21 protein-coding genes are annotated in these 25,613 nt (G+C 47.5%); 8 read left to right on the forward strand and 13 right to left on the reverse strand.

Going from position 1 to position 25,613, the window contains the following annotated elements; genetic code table 11:
• Positions 1 to 2: 2 nt before the first annotated feature.
• The gene (locus BTR1S_RS01685; RefSeq protein WP_029419701.1) at positions 3 to 1,214 is read left to right on the forward strand and encodes an MFS transporter; all 1,212 of its coding nucleotides are present in this window, start codon (positions 3 to 5) and stop codon (positions 1,212 to 1,214) included.
• 91 nt (positions 1,215 to 1,305) lie between these two features.
• Here the strand turns inward: BTR1S_RS01685 and BTR1S_RS01690 are convergent, their stop codons facing one another.
• The gene (locus tag BTR1S_RS01690) at positions 1,306 to 2,904 is read right to left on the reverse strand and encodes a catalase (RefSeq protein WP_006639588.1); all 1,599 of its coding nucleotides are present in this window, start codon (positions 2,902 to 2,904) and stop codon (positions 1,306 to 1,308) included.
• Between the two features lie 193 nt (positions 2,905 to 3,097).
• Here BTR1S_RS01690 and katA point away from each other — a divergent pair, with 193 nt between their 5' ends.
• From katA to BTR1S_RS01710, 4 genes are all read left to right on the forward strand, one after another.
• Positions 3,098 to 4,555, forward strand: a complete 1,458-nt coding sequence (gene katA / locus BTR1S_RS01695) for a catalase KatA (RefSeq protein WP_006639589.1) — start codon at positions 3,098 to 3,100, stop codon at positions 4,553 to 4,555.
• 84 nt (positions 4,556 to 4,639) lie between these two features.
• Positions 4,640 to 5,065, forward strand: a complete 426-nt coding sequence (locus BTR1S_RS01700; protein ID WP_006639590.1) for a Fur family transcriptional regulator — start codon at positions 4,640 to 4,642, stop codon at positions 5,063 to 5,065.
• A gap of 7 nt (positions 5,066 to 5,072) precedes the next feature.
• Complete coding sequence (gene hemH, locus BTR1S_RS01705; protein ID WP_006639591.1) at positions 5,073 to 6,023, forward strand: ferrochelatase; 951 nt, start codon at positions 5,073 to 5,075, stop codon at positions 6,021 to 6,023.
• Between the two features lie 423 nt (positions 6,024 to 6,446).
• Positions 6,447 to 7,472: a pectate lyase family protein gene (locus tag BTR1S_RS01710; protein ID WP_006639592.1), complete on the forward strand. Its 1,026-nt coding sequence runs from the start codon at positions 6,447 to 6,449 to the stop codon at positions 7,470 to 7,472.
• Between the two features lie 47 nt (positions 7,473 to 7,519).
• Here the strand turns inward: BTR1S_RS01710 and BTR1S_RS01715 are convergent, their stop codons facing one another.
• The 7 genes from BTR1S_RS01715 to BTR1S_RS01745 form a co-directional block, all read right to left on the reverse strand.
• Positions 7,520 to 8,362, reverse strand: a complete 843-nt coding sequence (locus tag BTR1S_RS01715; protein WP_006639593.1) for an NAD(P)H-hydrate dehydratase — start codon at positions 8,360 to 8,362, stop codon at positions 7,520 to 7,522.
• A gap of 95 nt (positions 8,363 to 8,457) precedes the next feature.
• Positions 8,458 to 9,687, reverse strand: a complete 1,230-nt coding sequence (locus BTR1S_RS01720; protein ID WP_006639594.1) for a DUF418 domain-containing protein — start codon at positions 9,685 to 9,687, stop codon at positions 8,458 to 8,460.
• A gap of 125 nt (positions 9,688 to 9,812) precedes the next feature.
• Positions 9,813 to 11,552 carry a thiol reductant ABC exporter subunit CydC gene (cydC, locus tag BTR1S_RS01725; protein ID WP_029419704.1) on the reverse strand — a complete coding sequence of 580 codons (1,740 nt, stop codon included), beginning with the start codon at positions 11,550 to 11,552 and terminating at the stop codon, positions 9,813 to 9,815.
• On the reverse strand, positions 11,549 to 13,273 hold the full coding sequence (gene cydD, locus BTR1S_RS01730) for a thiol reductant ABC exporter subunit CydD (RefSeq protein ID WP_029419705.1): 1,725 nt from the start codon (positions 13,271 to 13,273) through the stop codon (positions 11,549 to 11,551). Before cydD ends, cydC begins: the two co-directional genes overlap by 4 nt.
• Positions 13,273 to 14,289: a cytochrome d ubiquinol oxidase subunit II gene (gene cydB, locus BTR1S_RS01735; protein WP_006639597.1), complete on the reverse strand. Its 1,017-nt coding sequence runs from the start codon at positions 14,287 to 14,289 to the stop codon at positions 13,273 to 13,275. The genes cydD and cydB overlap by 1 nt, the downstream gene beginning before the upstream one ends.
• Entirely contained in the window at positions 14,276 to 15,682 is a 1,407-nt protein-coding gene (locus BTR1S_RS01740) for a cytochrome ubiquinol oxidase subunit I (protein ID WP_006639598.1), read from the reverse strand. Before BTR1S_RS01740 ends, cydB begins: the two co-directional genes overlap by 14 nt.
• A 374-nt stretch (positions 15,683 to 16,056) precedes the next feature.
• Complete coding sequence (locus tag BTR1S_RS01745) at positions 16,057 to 16,926, reverse strand: fructosamine kinase family protein (RefSeq protein WP_006639599.1); 870 nt, start codon at positions 16,924 to 16,926, stop codon at positions 16,057 to 16,059.
• Between the two features lie 208 nt (positions 16,927 to 17,134).
• Between BTR1S_RS01745 and BTR1S_RS01750 the strand changes: the two genes are divergently transcribed.
• Both BTR1S_RS01750 and BTR1S_RS01755 read left to right on the forward strand, forming a co-directional pair.
• Complete coding sequence (locus tag BTR1S_RS01750; protein WP_006639600.1) at positions 17,135 to 17,923, forward strand: formate/nitrite transporter family protein; 789 nt, start codon at positions 17,135 to 17,137, stop codon at positions 17,921 to 17,923.
• 84 nt (positions 17,924 to 18,007) lie between these two features.
• Positions 18,008 to 18,397: a DUF1259 domain-containing protein gene (locus BTR1S_RS01755; protein ID WP_029419707.1), complete on the forward strand. Its 390-nt coding sequence runs from the start codon at positions 18,008 to 18,010 to the stop codon at positions 18,395 to 18,397.
• Between the two features lie 18 nt (positions 18,398 to 18,415).
• On the opposite strand, the gene BTR1S_RS01760 is transcribed toward BTR1S_RS01755, so the two are convergent.
• The 4 genes from BTR1S_RS01760 to BTR1S_RS01775 all read right to left on the reverse strand — a co-directional run bounded on the left by BTR1S_RS01760 (position 18,416) and on the right by BTR1S_RS01775 (position 23,843).
• Complete coding sequence (locus BTR1S_RS01760) at positions 18,416 to 19,735, reverse strand: NAD-dependent malic enzyme (RefSeq protein WP_006639602.1); 1,320 nt, start codon at positions 19,733 to 19,735, stop codon at positions 18,416 to 18,418.
• 35 nt (positions 19,736 to 19,770) lie between these two features.
• On the reverse strand, positions 19,771 to 21,168 hold the full coding sequence (nhaC, locus tag BTR1S_RS01765; RefSeq protein WP_006639603.1) for a Na+/H+ antiporter NhaC: 1,398 nt from the start codon (positions 21,166 to 21,168) through the stop codon (positions 19,771 to 19,773).
• 240 nt (positions 21,169 to 21,408) lie between these two features.
• Positions 21,409 to 22,833, reverse strand: coding sequence for an aspartate ammonia-lyase (aspA, locus tag BTR1S_RS01770; protein ID WP_029419708.1), 1,425 nt, complete (start codon positions 22,831 to 22,833; stop codon positions 21,409 to 21,411).
• Between the two features lie 20 nt (positions 22,834 to 22,853).
• Complete coding sequence (locus BTR1S_RS01775; RefSeq protein WP_006639605.1) at positions 22,854 to 23,843, reverse strand: asparaginase; 990 nt, start codon at positions 23,841 to 23,843, stop codon at positions 22,854 to 22,856.
• A 203-nt stretch (positions 23,844 to 24,046) separates the two neighbouring features.
• Between BTR1S_RS01775 and BTR1S_RS01780 the strand changes: the two genes are divergently transcribed.
• A complete protein-coding gene (locus BTR1S_RS01780; RefSeq protein WP_006639606.1) occupies positions 24,047 to 24,400 on the forward strand; it encodes a helix-turn-helix domain-containing protein in 354 nt (117 codons plus the stop codon).
• A 74-nt stretch (positions 24,401 to 24,474) separates the two neighbouring features.
• Here BTR1S_RS01780 and BTR1S_RS01785 read toward each other — a convergent pair whose 3' ends face one another.
• Complete coding sequence (locus tag BTR1S_RS01785) at positions 24,475 to 25,521, reverse strand: lactonase family protein (protein ID WP_006639607.1); 1,047 nt, start codon at positions 25,519 to 25,521, stop codon at positions 24,475 to 24,477.
• Positions 25,522 to 25,613: the final 92 nt, after the last annotated feature.

The following is a 25,613-nucleotide window of genomic DNA, read 5'->3' on the forward strand; positions in this document are numbered from 1 at the left end:
GGATGGAGCTGCAAAAACAACTCGTCTATGAAGAAAAACAAATTTTAAGGAAAGATCATGTGATTTTTTGGGGTGCCGTTTTTTGCTTCTGGTTTGCTACATACATCTATGTCCCGGTTTTCGGATTATATTTGGACAGCATCGGATTTTCTTACTCAGCGATAGGAATCGTGCTGGGAAGCTACGGTGTCACGCAGATATTACTGCGGTTTCCGTTCGGCATCCTGTCAGATGTTCTTTCACCGCTTAGAAAACAGCTGTTGATCAGCGGCTTTGCAATGTCCTTGTTGAGCTGCTTTATATTTCTGTTATTCGATTCGTTTATCATGGTGATCACGGCCAGGCTGCTTGCCGGTATGACTGCGGCGATGTGGGTGATGGCAACCGTATTATACTCGCAGTATTTCACAAAAGACCAATCGTCAAAAGCGATGGGCATCCTGCAGTTTTTAACGGTTCTCCCCCAATTTATCAGCATGGCTGTCAGCGGATACCTCGTCCACTTGTTCGGCTGGATGTTTCCGTTTTGGATCGGTGTTGCCGTATCATGCATCGGACTGGTTCTGTCATTTTACATTAAAGATAACGGGCCCCGCCATACGGCCAAAGGGATGGCTTTGTCAGACTATGTCAAACAGACTGTGCGCCTCCCTGATTTAAAAGCGATTACAACATTATCGTTTTTAGCCCACGCCGTGTTATTTATGACCGTGTTCGGCTTCACGCCGATTTACGCGGAGACGGTCGGAATCGATGAGAAACAGCTGCTTTGGGTCATGTGCGCTTTTTTTGTTCCGCAAACGCTGGCTTCCGTATGGTGCATCTTTTACAAAGTAAAGGCCGCAGATGCACTGATATGGATATCTTATGTGATAACGGCTGTTTTCCTTTGCTTGCTGCCGTTTGCCGAGTCCCTTTTCGCGGTGTGTTTGATCCACACTGTGACAGGATTGACATTGGGATTTATTTTTCCGCTTTTGGTCAGCAAAGTCGTTCAGCTTGGTACGCCTCAGCTCAAAATGTCTGTGATGGGTTTCTATCAATCTTTTTATGCGCTCGGTTTTTTTCTCGGCCCGATTGCGGCGGGAAAGATGGCTGAACAATTCGGGCTGCGGGAAGTATTTTGGTTTGCGGCGGCTTTGTCATTAGCCGCTGCATGTATCATGCTCTTTTCAAAACAGTTTCGTATATTTGCAGCAGGAAGACGGGGGTAAATCCTTAAAATCGTTCAACCGCCAAAGGACCTGTCAGCCCCGCTGTAAGTGAAACAGCGATGAATCCCGGGGATCATCGCTGTTTTCCGCTTTAATACGGGTCTTGAGAATGGCCTTTTTCTTCCGCTTGCTTTGGCGCATCTTCAGCGCCTTCTGCCCCAATCGGCTCCCGGCTGGATGTATTTTGGCTTGAGTCGTTTTTCAAACCTTCCTCGACCCTGCTTCCATATTCCTTGTCGCATTGCTTCAGCATCTCGATCATTTTCGTTTGGATTCTTTTGTCACATGGCGCAAGAGTATTGACCAGATTCGTGATCAGCTCGTCCTTTTCCCAGTCATCGAAATGCCTGTAAGTGTCCCCGGCCTGCTTGAAGTTATTCTGCCTGTCGATACTTTCGCGGACCAGATTTCCTTCCACATGCGGCGTGTATTCTTTGCCGTCCTGCTTCGCTTCTTTCAGCCCGTTGATGGTTGAAGGTTCATAGTTGATGTGCGGGCTTTGATTTTTGCCTAAATCGACCTTGTACTGCATCTGGCCTCCCCGCTGATTGGTTGCCACCCTTTTTTTCGGCGCATTAATCGGCAGCTGCAGATAGTTGGCTCCCACTCTGTAGCGCTGTGTATCGGAGTAGGAAAACGTACGTCCCTGAAGCATTTTGTCATCGGAAAAATCAAGACCGTCGACCAGCACTCCTGTTCCAAACGCCGCCTGTTCGACTTCTGTAAAATAGTCTTCCGGATTTTTGTTTAATACCATTTTGCCGACAGGCAGCCAAGGAAATTGATCCTCAGGCCACAGCTTTGTGTCGTCAAGCGGGTCAAAATCGAGTTCAGGGTGCTCATCATCACTCATGATTTGAACGAACAGCTCCCACTCCGGAAAATCTCCCCGCTCAATCGCTTCATATAAATCTTGTGTGGCGTGATTGAAGTTTTTCGCCTGAATCTCTTCCGCCTCTTTTTGCGTTAAGTTTTTGATTCCCTGCTTCGGTTCCCAGTGATATTTCACAAGGACGGCTTTTCCTTCTTGGTTCACCCACTTGTACGTGTTGACACCGGACCCCTGCATCTGCCGGTAGTTCGCCGGAATGCCCCAAGGCGAAAACAAAAATGTGATCATGTGCATGGCTTCAGGCGTGTTGGAAATGAAATCAAAAATTCTTTCGCCGTCCTGCAAATTCGTAACAGGGTCCGGCTTAAATGCATGGATTAAATCAGGAAACTTCACCGCATCACGGATAAAGAAGATCTTCAGATTATTTCCGACCAGATCCCAGTTTCCGTCTTCCGTATAAAATTTCACAGCAAAACCGCGAGGATCGCGGAGCGTTTCAGGAGAGGATATTCCGTGCGTAACCGTTGAAAAACGGACAAATACGGGTGTCTTTTTTCCTTTTTCCTGAAACAGCTTTGCTCTCGTATACTTTGAGACCGGCTCATCGCCTGCAGTCCCATAAGCTTCGAAATAGCCGTGCGCTCCGGCTCCCCTGGCATGAACGACCCGCTCCGGAACCCTCTCCCTGTCAAAGTGGCTGATCTTCTCCAAAAAATCATAGTTCTCCAATGTTGAAGGACCTCTGTTTCCGACGGTTCTGATGCTCTGATTGTTCGTTATTGGATGTCCTTGCCGATTGGTTAAGGTATCGTCCGTTTCCATATCCGATTTTTTCTGATGCTCTTGATACCCCATATGAATCCTCCTTTATTTGGAATAATCTTTAACTTATCCCAAAGAGGAAAATATATACAGATGAACCCTAATTAATAATCATTAAAAAAGATTCCAATTTTTTATTTATAATTATTATAAATAAATATTGTTTTTTTCTTGAGAAATGTTATCATTATTTTTGTAATCAAATTTTACGCGAGGTGATCCTTTTATGACGACAAGCAAAAACAACCTTACAACCAGCTGGGGCGCTCCGGTTGGAGATAATCAAAACTCAATGACGGCAGGTTCCCGGGGACCGACTCTGATTCAAGACGTCCACCTCCTTGAAAAACTTGCCCACTTCAACAGAGAGCGTGTGCCTGAACGGGTTGTGCATGCAAAAGGCGCCGGTGCACATGGTTATTTTGAAGTCACAAATGATGTTTCCAAATATACAAAAGCCAAATTTTTATCTGAAACAGGAAAACGCACACCTTTATTTGTCCGTTTTTCCACTGTAGCAGGCGAAAACGGTTCAGCAGATTCCGTTCGCGACCCTCGCGGATTCGCTGTTAAATTTTATACAGAGGAAGGGAATTACGACCTGGTTGGCAACAACACACCGGTTTTCTTTATTCGCGATGCGATTAAATTCCCTGATTTTATTCATACACAAAAGCGCCATCCGGTAACACATTTGAAAAACCCTGATGCCGTATGGGATTTTTGGTCTTTATCCCCTGAATCACTGCATCAAGTCACAATCCTCATGTCTGACCGCGGGATTCCGGCCACATACCGTCACATGCACGGCTTCGGCAGCCATACATTCAAATGGGTGAACGCAGAAGGTGACGGCGTATGGGTTAAGTACCACTTTAAAACCGAACAGGGCATTAAAAATTTGACTGAAGAAGTGGCCACACGGATTGCAGGCGAAAATCCGGATTACCACACGCAAGATTTATATGAGGCCATTGAAAAGGGCGACTTCCCGGCATGGAAACTGTACGTACAAATCATGCCTTTAGAAGACGCGGATACGTACCGTTTTGATCCGTTTGATGTCACAAAGGTATGGTCTCAAAAGGATTATCCTTTGATTGAAGTGGGCCGCATGGTATTAAACCGCAATCCGGAAAACTATTTCGCTGAGGTTGAGCAAGCGACGTTCTCTCCTGGAACGCTTGTGCCGGGGATCGAACCTTCACCTGACAAAATGCTTCAGGGACGGCTGTTCGCATATGCCGATGCCCATCGCTATCGTGTCGGAGCCAACCACAACAGCCTGCCGATCAACCGTCCGAAGACTGACGTCCATAACTATCAGCGCGACGGTCAAATGCGCTTTGACAATAACGGCGGCGGCTCCGTCTACTATGAACCGAACAGCTTCGGAGGCCCGGCGGAAACACCGGAACATAAAACAACGGCTTACCCTGTTTCAGGGTCTGCAGACAGCGTCGCCTACGATCACAACGACCATTATACGCAGGCCGGCGACCTGTACCGCCTGTTAAGCGAAGATGAACGTTCACGACTGATCAGCAATATCGTCGGCTCGATGAAACAAGTGACAAAAGACGAGATCAAACTGCGTCAGATCAAGCATTTTTACAAAGCAGATCCTGATTATGGCACACGCGTTGCACAAGGGCTCAACTTGTCAGTGCCACAGGAAGTTTAAACGGCAACCTTTCATTTCTCAATTACAAGGCATTCGTTTCATACGGATGCCTGTTCATTCATCCACATTGGCGGGGGATTTACTATGGAAGATGAAAAAATGACAGAACTCATCCCGCTTTTGAAAAAGAGCGGATTACGTGTGACAACTCAAAGATTGCAGATCTTAAAAACGATGATTGCGATCAATGGCCATCCATCAGCAGAGGATATCCACCAGGAGCTTCCATTTATGAGTTTGCCGACAATATACGGCAATCTCAAGTTGTTTGTAAAGCTCGGAGTGATACAGGAACTCCCCTATGGAAGCGGAAAAAGCAAGTATGAGCTTGTTAAACGGCACCATTATCATGTGATCTGCAAGTCGTGCGGGAAAATCGTTGATCTCGACTACCCCCTTCTAAAAGAGGTCGAGCACGCAGCTGCACAGTTAACGAATTATAAGATTCACACGCATGATTTAGAGATTTACGGAACATGTACGGCATGCCAAGACCAGCAGCAGAGGTGAAGATAACATGGCAAGAAAAAAAATCGGCCTACTCGTCATGGCTTACGGCACTCCTTACAAGGAGGAGGATATCATCCCGTATTATACGCATATCCGCCATGGAAAGAGACCGAGCGACAGCATGATTGAAGATTTAAAAAAACGCTATCAGCATATCGGCGGAATTTCTCCGCTTGCAGAAATTACAGCCTCTCAAGCAAAAAAATTGGAAGAAGCGTTGAACGCCCGGCAAGATGATGTTGAATTTATCATGTATATCGGGTTAAAACACATCTCTCCATTTATTGAGGATGCGGTTGAACAAATGAAGCAGGATCAGATCGAGGAAGCGGTTTCCATCGTCTTGGCCCCCCACTACTCTACCTTTAGCACAGAGGTGTACAACCGGCGGGCGAAAAAAGCGGCGCAGGACATCGGCGGTCCCCGGATCACCTCCATTCGTGAATGGTATCAAGAAGAAGGCTTTATCAGCTATTGGGCGGAAGAAATCGGCAGGATATTAAGACAGATGCCGCAGAATGAGCTGCAAAACACGATGGTTATTTGCTCCGCCCACAGTTTGCCTGAAAAGATTCTCGAACATGGCGATCCCTATCCGAAGCAGCTTGCGGAAACAGCACAGCTCATCTCTGAACGCCTTCCATTTAATCAGGTGACAGTCGCCTGGCAAAGCGAAGGGAACACACCGGATCCATGGCTTGGGCCTGATGTTCAGGATGTAACGCGGGAGCTTTTCCGGGAAGGCTACAGATCCTTTATATATACGCCAGTCGGCTTTGTGGCTGACCACCTGGAAGTTCTTTATGATAACGACTATGAATGCAGAGTGATAACGGATGAGCTTGGCGCCAACTATTACCGTCCGCCGATGCCCAACACCGATCCCCGTTTGATTGAAGTGCTTGCAGACGTCGTCTTGCAAAAGGTCAACGGCCAAGCAAAACCGGAGCTGACATGAATGCCGCTCCGGTTTTGCTTTTTAAAATCTTTATCGTTTGCACCCTTGACCGCACCCAGGCAAATCGAAAAAGCCTATGCCCGCCACAATGCTGAGGACAGGTGAATCGTTGATCCGACAAAATATAGGAACCCGGCAACTATGGAATGTCATTTCCATAGTTGCTTTTTTTTTGCAGATTGATATGACAAAAGATCTCCCCTTCCATACGCTTTGCCTCAGAATTGTGTCTTTTGTCATAATCAACAGCTTATACGCGAATTGAACTCATTTCATGATTATTCAGATAATTCTGTCCATTGTGCTATGCTCTCCATAATTCCAATAAAAGGGAGGTCGAGAGATGAGCATTTGCCGCCAGCCGCCTTAATCCGTTGTAAGCGTTTTCTAAGGGGTTTTAAAAAAACAATGAGGAGGAAAACAATGAAGAAAATAATAAGCGTGATGTTCATTTTTGTCATCGGGTTGATCGGCTCTTTAACAGGGGCAGTTTCTGCGGAAGCCGCTTCTGTGCTCCATTCGCCAAAAGCCAGTCCGCTTGCCGATTTCAGTTTAACCGGCTTTGCTTCTTTAAATGGGGGAACAACCGGCGGTGAAGGCGGACAGACGGTTACCGTCACGACCGGAGACCAGCTGAACGCCGCCTTGAAAAACAAAAATTCGAATACACCTTTGAAAATTTACGTCAATGGTACAATTACAACCTCCAATACCTCTGAATCAAAAATTAATGTAAAAGACGTCTCTAATGTATCGATTCTCGGCTCCGGGACAAAAGGCGAACTCAAGGGCGTCGGCATTAAAGTGTGGCGGGCAAACAACATCATTATCCGCAATTTGAAAATTCATGAAGTCGCCGCAGGCGATAAAGACGCGATCAGCATTGAAGGTCCTTCCAAAAACATATGGGTCGATCATAATGAGCTTTACCACAGTTTAGATGTTGACAAAGACCACTATGACGGATTATTCGACGCCAAAAAAGACTCCCAATACATCACTTTCTCTTGGAACTATGTACATGATGCATGGAAATCGATGCTGATGGGCAACTCTGACAGCGACAATAACAATCGGACCATTACATTCCACCATAATTGGTTTGAAAACTTGAATTCCCGTGTTCCTGCATTCAGATTCGGTGAAGGCCACATTTATAACAACTACTACAGCAACATCATCGAAAGCGGCATCAACTCAAGAATGGGTGCACGCATCAAAATCGAAAACAATCTCTTTGAAAATGCCAAAGATCCGATCGTCTCCTGGTACAGCGATAAACCTGGCTATTGGGACGTGTCCAACAATAAATTTGTAAACTCGACAGGCAGCATGCCGACTTCCTCAACAACGACCTATCAGCCGCCTTACAAATACTCGCTCGACAGCGTGGACAATGTCAAAGCGGTCGTCACACAAAACGCCGGGGTCGGCAAAATCAATCCTTAAAAAGGTCAGTGGAAACGTCCGGGTTCCCCCCGGACGTTTCACGATGTTTATTCCTCATAATCCTTCCATACCTCCGGCAGCCAATGAGAAAGCTCATGTGCAAGCAAAGTATGCGCCGAGCGGGTGCTGATCCATGCGTCTGCACAGGCGCCATGCAGATGGACAGCGTTCAGCACCGCTTCTTTCGGATTTTCGTGGCAGCAGAGCATGCCGAGAAGCATGCCTGTTAACGTATCGCCTGTTCCTCCCTTCGCAAGAGCGCCATTGCCGGTCTGATTTCTCCAGCACTCTCCGTCTGGAAACGCGATGACCGTTTCATTTCCTTTCAAAACGATGGTTACTCCGAGTTTTACCGCCCATTCTTTGGCAAGAGATGCCCGTCGGGTCTGCACCTCTTGAATCGACAGACCGGTGATTCTTGAAAATTCCCCGGGATGGGGCGTCACAATAATCGGTGCTTTGCGATCGGGATACAGCCGTTTTGACAATGCCCCGGCGTCAAGCACAACCGGGCATTCTTCCTGCAATACCCTGCGCACGGCCAATTCCGTCGTTTCAGAAGGAAGCAGCCCCGGTCCAATCGCAATCGCCCGATAATGCTCTTCAACGTCTCCCCTTGCCGCTTTTTCCAGTCCATCCCGCCAATAGGTTGCCTCAGGGAGAACGGGAACGATCAGAGGAACAGCACTTTCTGATGTGCCAATAACAAGCTTTCCAATGCCGCTTCTCATAGCGCCGTAACCCGCAATCAGAGCCGCCCCCGGCATATCATCGCTTCCGGCAAGCAATAACCCTGTGCCGTATGTTCCTTTATGGCTGTCACTTCCCCTTTTCGGCAGCGAAGCTTTTACCCGCTCTTTCGTCCAAATCGGCAGCTTTTCTTCAGCCATCTAACTTCACACCCTTTTAAACAAACGTTTATTTAAGCTCTACCTGAATATACCCTGTTTCTTCGTACATACACTGACAAAAGCTTGGTATATATTTATTTTGCCACAGAATGCCCCTTAGCTGTCATGTTCCTCTTGATAAAAGCCGGCGGTTTCAAATATGTTCCCAACCGCCACAGCCATTCAAACGGTCCGATCCGGAACCTCTTGATCCACCACATGCTGGCGGCCATCTGACAGAGGAAAAGCAAGACGGCAATACCGATGCCGGCCAATACGCCAAGCTTTCCATACAACCCCAAGCCGTATCCGTAAAAAACAGAGGTCATCACAATGCTTTGCATCAGATAGTTTGTCAGCGACAATCTGCCAACCGCTCCGAAAGGCTTTAAAACGCGCTGTCCCCATGCGGACCGGGTCAATAGCATGATTCCCGTCACATAGCAGCATGTCAGCACCAGCGGTCCGACGCCTTCACTCAGCATATAAACGGCTGGGTCACTCCAAACAAGCGGCAGTGCTTTTAATGGAGCGCCGATCGTCAGCGCCGCAAAGAAAGCCCTCCGGATTCCCTTTACATGAAGCCGGGGCTGATGGAGCCATTTTTTCTTTGCCGCATATAAACCGATAAGGAATGGTGGAAGAGTAAAAAAAGGAGCAAGCACCATAAGAAGCAAAAAGGATAATCCTCCTGCCATCCATTCTGGAAGCGAATCGTCAAAATCAAATAATGGAACGACATCGTTCGCCCGGTGGGAAACGATTTCCCAATAGCTCCCGCCTTGCATCACCTCAGCTGTCCGCTCATTAAACGCCGTTAACTCCGAGTCAGGCTCCACTCCCCCGCTTCCAAAACACATCAAAACATAAACCGCAAATAAACTGACGGCCCATATCAAAATGGTCTTCGGTTGTCGATTGATAAACAGGAACAGCAGGACGATTCCGACGATTCCGTAGCTGAGCAAAATGTCTCCATCCCAAATAAAGTAGCTGTGCAGATAGCCGAAAACGGCCAGCAGCAGAAAGCGCCGCATGAATACACGACGGTATTTCACCATTCCTCTTTGTTCCAACCTGTCTCTCATTAATACCATGCCGTATCCAAATAGAAAAGCAAACAGGGGCATAAAGCTGCCGACAGCAAAAATCCTCGTCCATTCATAAGCCCAATGATCATAAGAAGCCAGCGGTTTAAAGGCTAAATCCTCCCACATCCCATATTGAAACAAAAGCATATTCGCAAGCAGGATGCCAAAAAGGGCGATTCCCCTCGCTTGATCCAACCAAATCATTCTATCGACCTGCAGCCGCTGAGTGTCCAATCGTTTCTCTCTCCCTCGCCTTTAGTATGAATTGATTGTATCAGTTCGAGCTTAACCCCAGATAACCGGCGCCTTAAATATTGCTGAAAATAAAGGCAGCTTCACAACTGAAGCTGCCTTGAATGCTATAGCCGTACCGCAGGCGCATCCAGCTTATACAGCCGCTGATAGCGCTGATTTTCTTGCAACAATTCCAGATGGCTTCCTTCCATTTCGATCCTTCCATTCTCGAGAAAAAGAATCCGGTCAGCCGCTTCCGCTCCCGCCAAGTGGTGGGTGATCCAAAGAACGGTCTTTCCTTCAAGCGCTTCAAACATCGTCACAAGCAGCTCCCTCTCCGTTATCGGATCAAGTCCAACGGTCGGTTCGTCCAAAACGATCACGGGTGCCCCCTGTAAAAGGATGCGCGCCAATGCGATCCGCTGGCGCTCTCCTCCCGAAAAACGGCTGCCCGTTTCCTGCACGGATGTATGATATCCGTCAGGGAGCGATTCAATCAAGTCATGAAGCTTTACCTGTCGCGCCGCCCAGTACACATCTTCATCACTGGCTTCTGGATTGCCGAGCCGAATATTATTTAAAATCGTCGTATCAAACAGATGCGGCTTTTGATTCAAAACACCGACAACCCGGGAAATGTCATCTTGAAGGGCTGCGGCAGCGACTCCGTTAAACATGACATGCCCCGCATCCGGAGCAAGCGCCCCCTCAATCATGGTCAAAATCGTTGACTTTCCGGCACCGCTTGGTCCTAAAAGCGCAATTTTTTCTCCTTGCCTTACCGTAAAAGAAACACCCTGCAATACCGGCTGTCCATATTCATATGAAAATGAAACATCCTCAAAACGGAGCGTAACATCTTGTAAGCCGACCGCCTCGGCCTTTTCTGACGGAACGGGATGATCTTTTTCCTGTTCCGGCCTAAGCCCTTCCATACGCTGTAGCGAATCCTCGTATTGCGGAATCGCCGCTGCTGCATCAGAAAGCGGAAAGAACGCTTCCGTCAGCGGAAACACCACAAGGACAAACGCCGCAATGAACGTGTGGGGCAACGCGCCTTCTGCGCTTTGTCCGCCGGCCCAAATCAGCATCATCAATACGAGCCCGGCTGTTAAGCACTGGACGGCGAAATCCCTCCAGCGGATGAAACGCTGACGTTTTCTTTCAATTTGAAGCCATGTGTCTTCAGCCTCTTCATAAGTGCGGATAAAGTCGTTTTGCCGGCCGCTGAAAATCCAGTCGCTCACACCCATGACAGCATCTGTCAGCTGGCGGTAAAGCCGGCTGCGCCCTCTTTTTAACTCGATGTTTTTCGCCCTTGTGACAAGCAGGGAAACAAGCGGAACAAGAAAAACGAGAACAGCGGCATAGATCGCGACGAGTCCGGCAAAAGGCCATGAAAAGCAGCCAAGGGCAGCGATAAAGATGATATACAAAAGCAGCGCCGAAATGCCCGGAAAAACCGTTTTCAAATACATATCCTGCAAATGCTCGATATCATCGGCCAATATCCCCAGCATATCGCCCGTACGAAAGCGCGAACGCAATTTCAGAGCCTGCGGTTCAAGCAGCCGGTACAGCCTGACACGCATATCGGATAAAATGTTCAAAATCATGTGATGGCCTGTCAGCCGCTCGACATACCTTGCCACAGCCCGCAGTATACCAAAGGTGCGGACCGCCACGATCGGCACATAGATCATTAAAACATTCTCCGGCCGCGTTGCCGCTTTTGAAATCAAATAGCCTGATGTATACATAAGAAAAGCGGCGGAACATACCGTCAGTCCGCCAAGTAAAACCACAATGATCAACAGTTTTCTATTTTTCTTCATATACGGCAGTATCCACTGTTCCTTTTTCATGATGCACCTCCAAACGACTGCGCCTCAACAAGGCCGTAGTAGACGCCGCGTTTTTCGATCAATTGTTGATGCGTTCCGGTTTCCGCCACTTTCCCATCCTTCAGCACGATGATTTCATCCATATCCGGCATCCAGTGCAGCCGGTGGGTCGCGATAAAGACAAGCTTGTCCTCAAACAGCTCCAGCATCGTTTCTTTTATTTCGTATTCTGTTTCAATATCCAGGTGTGCCGTCGGTTCATCCAACAGAAGAATCGGACGGTTTCCGAGGAAAGCCCTGGCTATGGCAGTCCGCTGCGCCTGCCCGCCGCTCAGCGCTCTTCCGCCTTCGCCTATCCGTTCATCAACGCCGGACGGAAGTTCAGCAATCAGCTGCGTCAGTCCGGCTGCCGCTGCTGCCTGTGCCACTTCTTCTGAAGATGCATCAGGATGATAAAAACGGATATTGGCGCTCAGTGTGTCTGGAAAAATATACGGATGCTGCGGAATATAGATAAGCTGCCGCTGCCAGCTCTCCGCCTGCAGGTGGGTTCTTTCCGCCCCGCCGACTTCGATCGTTCCGCCGGCCGTTTGCAAAAAGCCGCCCAGCACATCGATCAGCGTAGACTTCCCTGCTCCGCTTTCACCGATGATGCCGATTTTTTTCTTTCCTTTAAACGAAAGCGAGATATCTGTTAAGGATTGGCTTTCCCCTTCCTCATGCTGTACAGAGACGTTTTTTAATTGCAGTTGATCCTCATCAGACCATACACCAAGCTCAAGCGGCTCCTCCTCTTGAAAAGCGGGTGCATCCAAAATGTTCTTGATCGCTTTTCCCGCTTCCTGTCCGTTCAATGTTGCATGATAATCGTTGCCGACCTCGCGCACAGGCAGAAAAAACTCGGGAGCCAAAATGAGTATCGTAAGAGCCGGGCCGAGTGTTATATGCCCTTCTACAAGTCCCAATCCGAGAAACACAGCCACAGTCGCAACGGACAGCATCGTAAAAAAATCAAGGGCAAACGATGACAGAAAAGCGATTTTGAGCGTACTCATCGTCGCCTTCCGATATCTTTCGCTCACCTTAAAAATATTGTTCTCATGTGAACGGCTTAAACCTAAAAACTTCAATGTTTCCAGTCCGCGAAGCGAGTCTGTAAAATGATTGGATAGCACCTGGTAGCTTTTCCACTGCCGGTCGGCTTTTCTTTTAGCGGCATACCCGAGCAGAATCATAAACGCAATCAAAATCGGCATCGTCACAATTAAGACCGTTGCCGACGATTTGTCTTTGAAAAAGACATAACATACAATTGCAGCCGGGATTACAGCCATGCTGACCATCTTCGGAAGAAACAGCTCCAGATAGCGGCGGAACTGGGCAATGCCTTCCATGGCGAGCGTGACCACATGCCCTGTCCCCTTTTGTCTTGCAAGCAGCGGTCCGGATTGAAAAAGCTTTTCCAGAAAGCTTTTCCGCATATCAGCCCCGGTCTTTGCGGCGTAATGATAAACCGCCCGCTGCTTTACAAGCGTGATCGCATGGCGAAGCAGAAACGCCGCAAGAAAGAAGGTGAGCAACGAATACAGCGCATCGATTCGTTCGCCGTTAAAAAGGCGGGTCACCGCCTCCGCAAGCCACTCCGCCTGCATGATGATCGCGGCGCCCTGCATCAAGGTCAGCATGGTCAGCACCGCGAGAATCCGTTTCATTCCTTTATATTGAAAGAGATCTTTTCCCATTAATAAATCATAGGCTCCTTACTGCTGACGCGTTTCCGGAACACATAGTAGCTCCAGATTTGGTAGCCCAGCACAAATGGCAGCAATGTCAGCGCGACAATCGTCATGACTTTTAACGAATAGTCGCCTGAGGAAGCATTATAGATCGTCAAGTCATATGCGCTTTTCACAGAGCTGATCATGACGCGCGGAAACAGCGCCGTAAAAATCGTGCCCACTGTGAGTGCGATCCCCGCTCCCGTCATGGCAAACGTCCAGCCGTCGCGTTTTTGTTTCATAAACATGATGGCAAGCACATAGCAGACGACAATCAAAGCGGCAAGCGGAATCGTCACCTGGCCGCGGCCTGTGAACAGATCGGTTTCAAAAATGGACAGCGCAACAAAAGCAGCGAGCGCGGCCAAAACGGCGAAAATAACTTTTCCGGCCAGCTGTCTCGCACGGTCACGCAAGTCCGCCTCCGTTCTAAGGGTAATGAATATCAGGCCGTGCAGCAGGCATAAAAGCGTGACTGTGACCCCGCCGGTGACCGAATAGACATTCACATAATCTGTGAAGCCGGCGTGAATATTCATCTCGGCGTCTATCGGCATCCCCCGTAAAATGCTGGTGAATAAAACGCCGAACAAAAACGGCGGCAAAAGGCTTCCGAAAAACACGACCCAATCCCACGTCTTCGTCCATTTCGCCGTTTCCACTTTTCCTCTGAACTCAAAAGCGACACCCCGTCCAATCAAGGCAAGCAGCACAAACACGAACGGGATATAATATCCGCTGAACATCGTCGCATACCAATTTGGAAAAGCGGCGAAAATCGCCCCGCCGCCGGTCAGCAGCCAGACTTCATTCGCATCCCAGAAAGGGCCGATCGTATTGATCATCACCCGCCGTTCAAGCTCATTCCGCCCGAGAAACCGGGTCGCCATTCCGACTCCGAAATCGAAGCCTTCGAGAAAGAAAAAACCTATGAACAACACCGCGACTAATATAAACCAGAGCTCATTAAGAGATACCATGGTAAACCTCCTGATCAAACGGGTCTGTCGAAACGGGCGCCTCATGATGATGGTCATGATGCCCAGCCCCTTTTTTAATCTCACGGACAAACAGATAGACAAGGACCAGCGCCAAAATGAGATAAATCGCAGTGAACGCAATCACCGAGAACAGAAGCATTCCCGCTGAAACATTCGGTGAAACAGATTGAGCGGTTGTCAATATTCCAAAAACCGTCCACGGCTGCCGTCCGATCTCTGTCATAATCCATCCCGCCGTGTTGGCGATGAACGGAAATGCGATCAGTCCGACCATCACCCGCAAAAACCATTTGCTAGTCTCAAGCTTTTTGCGGAAGCTGAGGAAAAGTCCGGTCAAAGCCGCAATGATCATGAGGATTCCCGCGCCTGCCATAATCCTGAAGCTCCAAAATGTCGTTTTTACCGGCGGAATATAGTTTCCTTCCCCATATTTTTTTTCATATTGTTTTTGCAATGTTTTCATCCCCGGAACATCGCCGCTGAATTTTTTATAAGCCAGATAGCTCAGCGCATAAGGAATGCTGATTTCAGACTTGTTTTCCTGCTTGTCCGAGTCAATATTGGCAAGCATCGTCCATGCGGCAGGGTCTCCGCTGTCATCCCAAAGCGCTTCGCTTGCAGCCATTTTCATCGGCTGGCTCTTCATCAGATGCTGTGCCTGTTCATGACCGCTGAAGGCAACGCCGATTCCTGAAACGAGCGCTACAATCATGGCGATCTGAAAAGACTTTTTAAAAAAGGCCATTTCCTGCTTTTTCAGCATTTTGTACGCACTCACACCGGCGATAAAAAACGCCCCCGTGGCAAGCGCGCCGAAAATGACGTGCGGAAATTCCACCCACAGCTGCGGGTTTTTAATAATCGCAAAGAAATCGGTCATCTCCGCCCGGCCGTTTTTAATCGCAAAGCCGACAGGCTCCTGCATAAACGAGTTGGCGGCTAAAATCCAAAATGCAGACAGCATCGTACCGATCGACACAAGCCAGATGGAGAGCAAATGAACCTTCTTCGGAAGGCGGTCCCAGCCGAATATCCATAAACCGATGAAGGTCGATTCCATAAAAAAGGCCAAAAGGGCCTCAACAGCCAGCGGGGCTCCGAATACGTCGCCGACAAAGCGCGAATATTCAGACCAGTTCATCCCAAACTGAAACTCCTGTAAAATCCCGGTGACGACACCGACGGCAAAGTTAATTAAGAATAAGTGCCCCCAAAATTTCGCCATCGTCCGGTAAACGTCTTTTTTCTTTACAACGTAAAGGGTTTCCATCAAAGCAACCATAAAGACAAGTCCGATTGACATCGGAACAAAGATAAAGTGAAAGATTGTTGTTGAAGCGAATTGAAACCGGGCTAAGATTAATTCGTTCATTCCCTGCTACCTCCATTTGATCAAAAATCATGCTTCTCCATTTGTTCAGCACTTCACAATAATGCTCTTACAGGTGACGCTTTGAGATGCCCAAAGCCGTCTGCTCTCAAAATAATACAATAGACTTATAAAACAACATAAAGACTACTTATATAAGTAATTTACACCGTTTGATTATAGAAAAAAAGATCTAATTACCTAAAAAATGGATCATTTTGTGACCAAACCTTGACTAAAAACCAAACTTTTTTTGACAACAAATAGGTTTTATTTACCATGACGTTGAGCAAAAGCCCGTTCCATCAACTAAAAAACACCCTTGAAAGGGTGTTTGTTCTGTCACAAAATCGATATTTTTGCCTTTGGACTGTCACTTATCCGATATACTGTTTGACAATTCTTTCGGTATGAGCCAAATAGCTCTCACCAAAGGAATTCAAATGCATATAAACATAAAACAGCTGATATAAAGGCCAGATGTCGCGATTGAGCGCTTCTCCCGACGCTTCCTCATAAGCGCGGTAAAACCGTTCAGTAAAACCGCCGAACAATGCGGTCATCGCCAAATCCATCTGGCAGTCCCCATATAATACGGCCGGGTCGATAAGATATGGGGAACCGTCCCCGCCTGTCATCCAATTGCCTCCCCAAAGATCTCCATGCAGCACGGATGAGCGGGGGTTGTCCGGAAGCCAGCGTCCGATCGACTCTGCAAGCCTGATATGCTTCTCCGCCTGTCTTTCATTCAAAAAACCTTTTTCACAAGCGAGTTTGATTTGCGTAAGCAGCCTTTTCTCCCGGTAATAGGTATTCCAGCTGTCATATCTGCCGTTTTCCTGCTGGAATGTACCGATATAATTATTATGCGCCAAACCGTAATACGGCTTTTTCGTCCGGTGCATGCCGGCCAGCTGGACGCCAAGCTTTTCCTCAGCCTGAAAAGAGAGTGTGCTTTTGATATAGGAGAGAACCAGAAAACGCCCGGCATCGCTTTTTCCGTTGTACGCCAACACTTCCGGCACCTTCACGGCGTTTGTTTGTTTCAGCTCTGCAAGTCCCATGGCCTCTTTTTCAAAAAAATCGGCCGGCACTCCATGATTGACTTTGATGAACAAGCGGGTTTCATCTGTTTCTACAAGGAAAGAGCGGTTGATGTCGCCGCCTCCCACTTCTTTTATTCTTCGAACCGCCAAATTCCCGGTTGATGATTCCACCGCTTGATCAATGATTTTCTGCAGATCCATTCCATCACCCCCTCCCTCACTTTATACAAAAAAGCCGCAGAAATGAAAAGCGTTCAATAGGCCCCGAAATCAAAACGATTCTCATACCTATGGATGATATTTCCTTATCTTTGTTCACATAAAAGCCACACATCTTGTGAAATATTTCACAATACCCTGCTATACTTATTCCGTAATCATAGATCCTTTCTTGATGGTGGTGAAAAACATGGAAACCAAATCACTCATTTTAGTAGAAGAGCTCGCATTGAAAAAGCGCAGCATCTTTATGCAAAGTCCGCTCCGCTATCTTTTGCGGTCTATGCTGGCAAGCATGTTCATCGGATTTGGCGTTATTGTCGCATTTAAAACGGGGAACTTTTTTTATCTTGAACAGTCTCCGTTCACATATCCAATCGCAGCGGTCACTTTTGGGGGAGCCATTATTCTTATTGTTTATGGCGGGGGAGATTTATTCACGGGAAATACATTTTATTATACATTTGCGGCGCTTCGCAAAAAGATGCGCTGGTTTGATGTTTTAAGGCTGTGGATCTTCAGTTATGCGGGAAATATAATGGGAGCCGTCTTGTTCGCAGGTCTTATTTTTTCAACCGGCTTATTTAAAGACCCGTCCGTCAACAGCTTTCTGCTGAATGCAGCCGATCATAAAATGAATACGCCGATGCCGGAATTGTTTTTCAGAGCGATTCTTTGCAATTGGCTCGTCTGTCTTGCCTTTTTTATTCCGATGTCTCAAAAAGGCGACGGTGCAAAAATGTTCTCCATGATGCTGTTTGTTTTTTGTTTCTTTATTTCCGGATATGAGCACAGCATCGCCAACATGGCCACTTTCGCCGTCGCTTTGGTGACCGAACATCCGGACACCATCTCTATTTACGGCGCTGTTCACAATTTAATTCCCGTAACATTGGGAAATCTGGTCGGCGGCGGATTTATGATGGGCTTTATGTATTACTATGCGAACGAGCCCGGCGCGAAAGAAATCATCAAATAGCGCCTGCTTCCATTTATAAAAGTATCATGAAAAGATGACGCGGTTCATAAAATCATACTACTTTTAAAATGGAGGCTGTATGATATGCAAAGTTTTCAAACGCTTTGCCGGCAATTTGGACAAATATTGAATGGAGAGGCGAAAGTGGAACACGGCGTTTGTTCCGTCAGTGTAAACCGGAATTTAAACGTCACCATTCAGGGGAGGCCGAGCCGGGGAGTCGGGATGGAAGAGGTCATGTTTGAGTCGCTTGATCAAAACGGCGTCGCCTTAAATATGGCGGAAATCGCCATCTTGCCGGAAGAAATTCCGCTTTTCACGAAAAAGCTCGCCGATCAAGGCCTGATCATCAGCGCATTGCACAATCATTGGATTTTTACCAAACCGAATCTGCTGTATATTCATTTTCAATCTGTTGAACCGCCATTACAATTTGCAAGAAAAACGGCTGCTGCCTTATCTGTATTGCGATAAAGCGGCAGCCGTTTGCATTTATTTCTTACTTGAAAGCGCGGCTCTTTCCACAGCTTCAGCGACGATCGCATGAACATCTGGATTCAGCGGATCAGGTACCAGATCGCCCTGCTTTGTACAGGAGGCAATTGCCTCGGCTGCGGCAACAAGCATCGGATGGGTGATCGATTCAGCCCCTGCATGTAAGGCGCCTCTGAAAATGCCGGGGAATCCAAGAACATTGTTGACAGACCGGCCGTCCGCGGCATAGGCGGCACCTGCCTGAAGCGCTTCTTCAGGCTCAATCTCAGGCTTCGGATTGGACAGTGCCAAAATCACCTGGCCTGAGCGGACCCATTTTTTATTGATCAGTCCGGGCACGCCTGTCGTCGCAATGATAATATCACAGCTTTCCATGAGCTCCTCAATGTTTTCAGCGGCATGACCGCCGTAATTCTCCAAGCGGGCCATCGCTTCCATTGATTTATCCGTTCCGATTACCCGTTTTACTCCGTAAGCCATAAACATTCGGCAGATGGCGACGCCGGCAGCGCCAAGACCGATTTGGCCGACATGGGCCTGCTTCAGGTCGACACCTGCGCTTTTTGCGGCTGAAATCGCCGCCGCCAGTGTAACAACGGCAGTACCATGCTGATCATCATGCATCACCGGGATATTCAGCTGCTCTTTCAGGCGCTCCTCGATTTCAAAGCAATGCGGAGAGCCGATATCTTCGAGTAGAATACCATTAAATCCGGGTGCGATGTTCTTCACCGTTTGGACGATTTCGTCGGGATTTTTCGTATCAAGCAGAATCGGGATGCCGCTGATTCCGGCCAGCTGATCAAACAGTGCGGCTTTCCCTTCCATAACCGGCATTCCGGCAACCGGACCGATATCTCCCAAGCCGAGAATGGCGGTTCCATCCGTCACGATGGCGACCGTATTGCCGATTCCGGTGTAGATTTTTGCTTTTTGCGGCTCTTCCTTAATAATTTCGCATACGTTGGCGACCCCTGGTGTATATACCCGTCTCAGGTCAGCGAGCGACCGGATCGGCATTTTGCTTTTCATATGGATCTTCCCGCCCTCATGCGCGGAAAGCACGTCATCGGAAACAGTATGAAGATGAATGCCTTCCTTTAGATTGCGAATCACTTCAAGAATCTCGGTCAGCTGTTCTTCATGCTCGACTTGAACGGTGATGTTTCTCATCGTATAGTGCGGCCCAACCTTGATCGTCTCAATCTCGCCGATATCTCCGCCGGCAAGGCCGATCGCGGTGGTCACCTTTCCAAGGTTTCCTGGTGCTGAAGGAATTTCCAGCATCAAATTTCGAATAATATTTTTGCCATTCATCACAGAATCCCCCCCCATGATTTAATCAATATCAGCTACTGCGCCGGCGTCTTCTTTTTATCCGTGTACCAAATGAATTTTCCGGTATATCCGTACAGAATTGCGAGTCCGATCGAAACAAAGCTCATCCACATGAACGGCAAGTAAGCAAAGGTAGAGACGCCCAAAATTCCGGCCATATAAATCCCGTTGTCTGACCAAGGCACCATTCCGGATGTCATCGTGCCTCCAACCTCCGCGTTTCTTGACAGCACCCTCCGGTCGATGTGCAGCTTATCATAGCTTTTCTCCATGATTTTCGGCGTTAAAATCAGTGAGACATACATGGCGCAGCCAAAAACATTAGCCAGGAAGGCGACAATGAGGGTCGAAAACGTCACATTGCCTGCAGATGTCAGCTTTTTTTGGAATTTTGACACAATCACTTTGAGAACGCCTAAATGCTCCAGGAGCCCTCCAAATCCGAGTCCGAGGATAATGACGGTGACAGAACCGAGCATTCCCTCGATGCCTCCACGGTTCAGAAGCTTGTCCATAAATTGGATGCCTGTGTCAATTGAAAAACCGCTGTACGCTGTAGCGATCGCATCGGCGAAATTCATCCCCTGAAATACTGCGGCCCAGATGGCACCCAAAAGAGCACCGATCGCAATCGTCGGTATGGAAGGCTTTCGCATCGCCAATAAAGCGATGACGATGATCGCCGGAATGAGCATCCAAATCTGAATATCAAACGTGTCCCGCAGCGAACTTTTCAAAAACTCGACTTTTTCCAAATCAACATTTTTGCCCCCGTAAATAAATCCCGTAATGGTAAACAGCACCGCGGTGATCACATAAGCGGGAAGCGATAAATACAGCATCGCCCTTACATGGGTGATGACTTCGACTTTTGATAAAGATGAAGCAAGCACTGTGCTGTCTGACAGCGGAGACAGTTTGTCCCCAAAATACGCACCTGATAAAACAGCGCCGGCTACAAGCGGAAGGGGCATTCCAAGGCCTTCCCCTATCGCCATCATCGCAATCCCGGCCGTTCCAACCGTTCCCCACGATGTCCCTGTTGCAACAGATGTGATCGAACAAATAATAAGCGTGGCAAGCAAGAATATGCTTGGATGAATAAACTCAAGTCCATAGTAAATCAAAGTCGGCACTACTCCGCCGGCTATCCACGTTCCGATCAGAGCGCCGACGGCGATCAGGATCAATATCGCTTCAAGTCCGTTGGAAATGCCTGTTGTAATCGATTTTTGCAAATCTTCATATCGGTGGCCGAGACGCAGCCCGAGCAAAATCACCAAAAACCATGAAATGAACAATGCCAGCTGAATCGGCAAATGAAACTTAACGGTAAAAGAACAAACTATTGCTAAAAAAGCCCCTAATACACAAATGATTTCTAACATTGATGGCAACCGTGCGTTTTTCAACCTAAATCCCCCTTATAAATGAAACGCTTACAAAAAAAGCTACATAAAAATAATGAAATCTAGTTCAAGTTTTTCTTAAAAATTTAACTAACTTGAAAGTAGTATACCACGAAATTAATTATTATGGTAGCACTTCACCGCTGTTAATCTTTCTCTCCCTAAAGTTTTTAGAGGGAGCGAAAACACTCTGTTTTTCTATCCCGGTAAAATTTGTTTCAGAGTGTTTTCGCATGCTTGCCGTTAATCCCTGTTTAACAGTTCAGCCCCGGCAATACCCGGTTTTGTCATTTCATAAGGATTCAAAATCAAATCGAGTTCTTCTTCTGTCAGCACGTCATTTTGAAGACATAAATCACGCACGGATTGGCCCGTTAAAATCGCTTCTCTCGCAATTCTTGCGGCCGCTTCATAGCCAAGGTGCGGGTTTACAGCCGTGATGACGCCGGCGCTTTTTTCTACATATGCTTTTAACCGTTTTTCATTTGCTTCAATGCCTGTCACGCAATGGTCCGTAAATGAACGGAATCCGTTATTCATGATGCTGATGGATTGGAGCAGGTTAAACACAAGCACAGGTTCCATGACGTTCAGTTCGAGCTGTCCTGCTTCAGAAGCCAGGCAAATTGTATGATCGTTCCCAATGACCTGGAAGGCGATCTGGTTGATCAGCTCGGCCATGACCGGATTGACTTTCCCCGGCATAATCGATGAACCCGGCTGTCTGGCCGGCAGGGAAATCTCCGCAAGTCCTGCGCGCGGACCTGATGCCATCAATCTTAAATCGTTCGCGATTTTCGACATGTTCATCATGCAGACTTTTAATGCTGCCGAAACTTCAGTATAGGCGTCTGTATTTTGCGTCGCATCGACGAGATGGTCAGCGCCGACGAGCGGAAGGCCGCTGATATCCGCCAAATGCTTGACGACATTTTCAATATAGCGCGGATCGGCGTTCAATCCTGTTCCTACCGCGGTTGCGCCCATATTGACTTCATACAGATGCTGGCGTGATTGTTTAATCCGCTTGATATCGCGCTCGATCACGCGGCTGTAAGCTTCAAATTCCTGCCCGAGGCGAATCGGAACGGCATCCTGGAGATGGGTGCGCCCCATTTTGATGACATGGTCAAATTCCTGTGCTTTTTTCCTAAAGGCGTCCAGCATGTAATCCATTGTATCGAGCAGTTTTTCAAGCAATTTCAGCGTTGAAATGTGAATGGCCGTCGGGAACACGTCATTTGTCGACTGTGACATGTTGACGTGCGTATTTGGACTTAAGTGAATGTATTCCCCTTTTTGATGGCCGAGCAGTTCGAGCGCGCGGTTTCCGATGACTTCGTTCGCATTCATGTTCATCGACGTTCCTGCGCCGCCCTGGATCGGATCAACGATAAACTGATCATGCAGCTTGCCTTCAATGATTTCGTCAGCCGCTTGGACAATAGCTTCTCCAAGTCCTTTATAAAGGCGCTTCGTTTCCATATTGGCAAGCGCAGCCGCTTTTTTCACCACGGCCAATGCCTTGATCATTTCTTCGTGAATTTTATATCCGGTAATTGGAAAGTTTTCTGCTGCCCGTAATGTTTGAATCCCATAGTAGACATCAGCCGGAATGTTCTTCTCTCCGAGAAAATCCTTTTCTGTCCGATATGAAGTCTGATTCATTTGCTAACCCTGCTTTCTGTTTAAATGATGATATCGTCTGCAATCGGCATTTCCATAATTTTTTTAACTTCGGCCGGTTCCCCTGTTTGCCCTAAAGCCCACATCAGCTTAGGCACGATTGCTTCGGTGTTCATGTTTCTGGAGCGGATGATGGCATCCTGGTTGACTTTTCGGCCGACCTCATAAATGCTCATATCCTCTCCTTCCTCAAGACACTGCGTTGTGATGGCGACGACGATTCCGGAATCGATCAATTCATTGACTTTTTCCAAAATGTTTCGTTTCTCAAACGGAATACCGCCGCTGCCATAGCTCTCAATGACAACGCCTTTATATGAATCTTTCAGGCAATCCAAAAACTCCGGCTTCAAACCGGGATGAAGCTTCAAAAGACAAACATCGGTATTTAAGGAGGTGTCAAGCTTCAGCGTCTTGTTTTTGACCTCTGGAACATGTTTGTTGTATTCGATTTCCGTATCATGGATGAACGCGATATAAGGATAATTGATGCTTTCAAACGCATCATAGCTTTTCGTTCTTAATTTGATCGCTCTCGTTCCCAAGATAACGCGTCCGTCAAAGACGACGTACACGCCCCCGATCCCGTCGCAGGCGAAGCGGACCGCATCTTTAATATTTTTCTTCGCATCGGTTTTCTTAAACGTAATCGGCACCTGGGAGCCCGTAATCACGATCGGCTTGTCCACGTTTTGCAGCATATAGGAAAGCGCTGCCGACGTGTACGCCATCGTATCTGTCCCATGGGTGATGACAAATCCGTCATACCGGCCGTAATTCTCATAAACCGCTTCAGCCATTTTCACCCAATGTTCGGGCTGCATGTTTGTACTGTCTATATCCATTAAAGATTGGCAATCTATCGTATAATTTTTGTTTTCGTCAGATAAATAGCTGAGAAGCTCCTCCGCTTTAACCCCCGGGGCCAGTCCATTTTCTCCTTCTACTGAAGCAATTGTACCGCCGGTGGTTAACAGCAGTAATTTTTTCATATGCTACACCTCTTTAAGAAGTAGTTTTAAACATCATAATGTAGAATAAGAACGCTGATACATCAGCATTGTATACGCTTTATGCGTACCTTCATTGCAATTATAGACCTCAAATGTGAAATAATCAAGAAACATTATTCATTTCGCGTACATCTTTGCTCATAATGTGCTATAATCACTGTGAATCAAAAGGAGCGTAAAAAATGAATTTAGATCGATTAACAACACTGAGAAAAAATAAAAAATGGTCATTGCAATATACAGCCGACCGCCTCGGTATTGCGAAAAGCACCTATGCGGGGTACGAGTCCGGCTATCGCCGCCCTTCATTGGAGGCGCTTATCGAAATCGCTGATTTATTCGGAACCTCAACCGACTATCTGCTGGGCAGAATTGACGATCCCCGTGATGGGAAAAGCAAAAACGACCCCATTGAACTGACGAATTGGGATCAGCACAAACTGGCGGTTGACGGAACGCTTCTTTCTGAAGAAGAAGTAAAACAGATGGTCGCGTTTATCAAAGTCAAACAGCAGCTTGACACAGGTTCGGAATGACAGCGTTTTACCTGTATGTATATAAATAAAAAAAACTTGATTGGCCTTTTACGCCAATCAAGTTTTTTTATTTCTTAATGATTTAAAAACTTCACGCAGACCGCTTCCGGTGCAGGCACTTCAGACTGCAGCAGCGTCAGCGTTCCTGTTGATTCATTTCTCTCAAACAATGTCAGCGTTCCTGTTTCCTGGTTGGCAGCGATCAAAAATCGCTCTGAAGGATCTAGCATAAAATCGCGCGGCCATTCTCCTTCTGTAGAGACATGCTCCACCAGGGACAGTTCGCCTGAATATTCATTTACGGCAAAGACGGCGATGCTGTCATGGCCGCGGTTTGAAACGTATACAAATTTGCCGTCACGCGTGACGTGAATCGCGCCGCCCTGGCTCGCCCCGTCAAAATCTTCAGGCAAAGCAGAAATGACCTGGATCTCGCGGAATTCCCCAAGACCGTCGTTATATTCCAGCACAATGACTTCATTGCTCAGCTCTGTCATTACATAGGCATACTTTTCTTTCGGATGAAATTCAATATGCCTCGGTCCTGAACCAGGTGCAACCGCATGGCTGTTCACTTCCTCAAGCTTTCCTTCGTTCAATTGATAGGTGATGATCCGGTCAGTCCCCAGGTCAACGGCCACCGCATAGTTTTCATCAGGTGTAAAACCGGAGTAATGGGTATGCGCTTTCTCCTGCCTCTCATGCGGGCCGGATCCTTTATGGTGCACCTCTGAAGCCGGAGCATTCAACCCGCGGTTTTCATGTAAAGGATAAGATATGATCGTTCCGCTGTGATAATTGGCGGATAGAACGTACCGATTCTCATTGTCCACGCTGACGTGGCATGGCGAAGGGCCTTCAGCGGTTTGTTTGTTGATGAAATGCAGATCCCCTGTTTTTTCGTCAATCTGATAGGCCGCAACACCGCCCTGGCTGCCATCATTAATCACCGCATAGAGCATTTTATTATCTTTGGCGAGATTGAGATATGTCGGGCTGCCCAGCTTTGCCGCAGGCTTTGGCGTACTCAGCTCTTTTTTGCCGGTATCAAGCTCAAATGTATAGATCCCTTCACTGTCTGCTTTTGTATATGTCCCGATATAACCTCTGTATGTTGCCATTTGATCCTCTCCTTTTCAGATAACGGTCGTCCATTCCTATTTTAACTCACAGAAGCTGAATAATCATGATCTGGTGTGTAAAAACCTTAAAC

The sequence above is a fragment of the Bacillus sonorensis NBRC 101234 = KCTC 13918 genome (assembly GCF_001592005.1).
GTDB lineage: Bacteria > Bacillota > Bacilli > Bacillales > Bacillaceae > Bacillus > Bacillus sonorensis.

Coding starts and splice junctions, on each gene's coding strand:
- BTR1S_RS01690 (WP_006639588.1), bottom strand. CDS start 2,904: ATGGGGTATCAAGAGCATCAGAAAAAATCGGATATGGAAACGGACGAT.
- BTR1S_RS01740 (WP_006639598.1), bottom strand. CDS start 15,682: ATGAACGAATTAATCTTAGCCCGGTTTCAATTCGCTTCAACAACAATC.
- BTR1S_RS01710 (WP_006639592.1), top strand. CDS start 6,447: ATGAAGAAAATAATAAGCGTGATGTTCATTTTTGTCATCGGGTTGATC.
- BTR1S_RS01785 (WP_006639607.1), bottom strand. CDS start 25,521: ATGGCAACATACAGAGGTTATATCGGGACATATACAAAAGCAGACAGT.
- BTR1S_RS01775 (WP_006639605.1), bottom strand. CDS start 23,843: ATGAAAAAATTACTGCTGTTAACCACCGGCGGTACAATTGCTTCAGTA.
- aspA (WP_029419708.1), bottom strand. CDS start 22,833: ATGAATCAGACTTCATATCGGACAGAAAAGGATTTTCTCGGAGAGAAG.
- cydD (WP_029419705.1), bottom strand. CDS start 13,273: ATGGGAAAAGATCTCTTTCAATATAAAGGAATGAAACGGATTCTCGCG.
- BTR1S_RS01700 (WP_006639590.1), top strand. CDS start 4,640: ATGGAAGATGAAAAAATGACAGAACTCATCCCGCTTTTGAAAAAGAGC.
- BTR1S_RS01715 (WP_006639593.1), bottom strand. CDS start 8,362: ATGGCTGAAGAAAAGCTGCCGATTTGGACGAAAGAGCGGGTAAAAGCT.
- BTR1S_RS01745 (WP_006639599.1), bottom strand. CDS start 16,926: ATGGATCTGCAGAAAATCATTGATCAAGCGGTGGAATCATCAACCGGG.
- BTR1S_RS01780 (WP_006639606.1), top strand. CDS start 24,047: ATGAATTTAGATCGATTAACAACACTGAGAAAAAATAAAAAATGGTCA.
- katA (WP_006639589.1), top strand. CDS start 3,098: ATGACGACAAGCAAAAACAACCTTACAACCAGCTGGGGCGCTCCGGTT.
- hemH (WP_006639591.1), top strand. CDS start 5,073: ATGGCAAGAAAAAAAATCGGCCTACTCGTCATGGCTTACGGCACTCCT.
- BTR1S_RS01760 (WP_006639602.1), bottom strand. CDS start 19,735: ATGAATGGCAAAAATATTATTCGAAATTTGATGCTGGAAATTCCTTCA.
- BTR1S_RS01755 (WP_029419707.1), top strand. CDS start 18,008: ATGCAAAGTTTTCAAACGCTTTGCCGGCAATTTGGACAAATATTGAAT.
- BTR1S_RS01685 (WP_029419701.1), top strand. CDS start 3: ATGGAGCTGCAAAAACAACTCGTCTATGAAGAAAAACAAATTTTAAGG.
- cydB (WP_006639597.1), bottom strand. CDS start 14,289: ATGGTATCTCTTAATGAGCTCTGGTTTATATTAGTCGCGGTGTTGTTC.
- cydC (WP_029419704.1), bottom strand. CDS start 11,552: ATGAAAAAGGAACAGTGGATACTGCCGTATATGAAGAAAAATAGAAAA.
- BTR1S_RS01750 (WP_006639600.1), top strand. CDS start 17,135: ATGGAAACCAAATCACTCATTTTAGTAGAAGAGCTCGCATTGAAAAAG.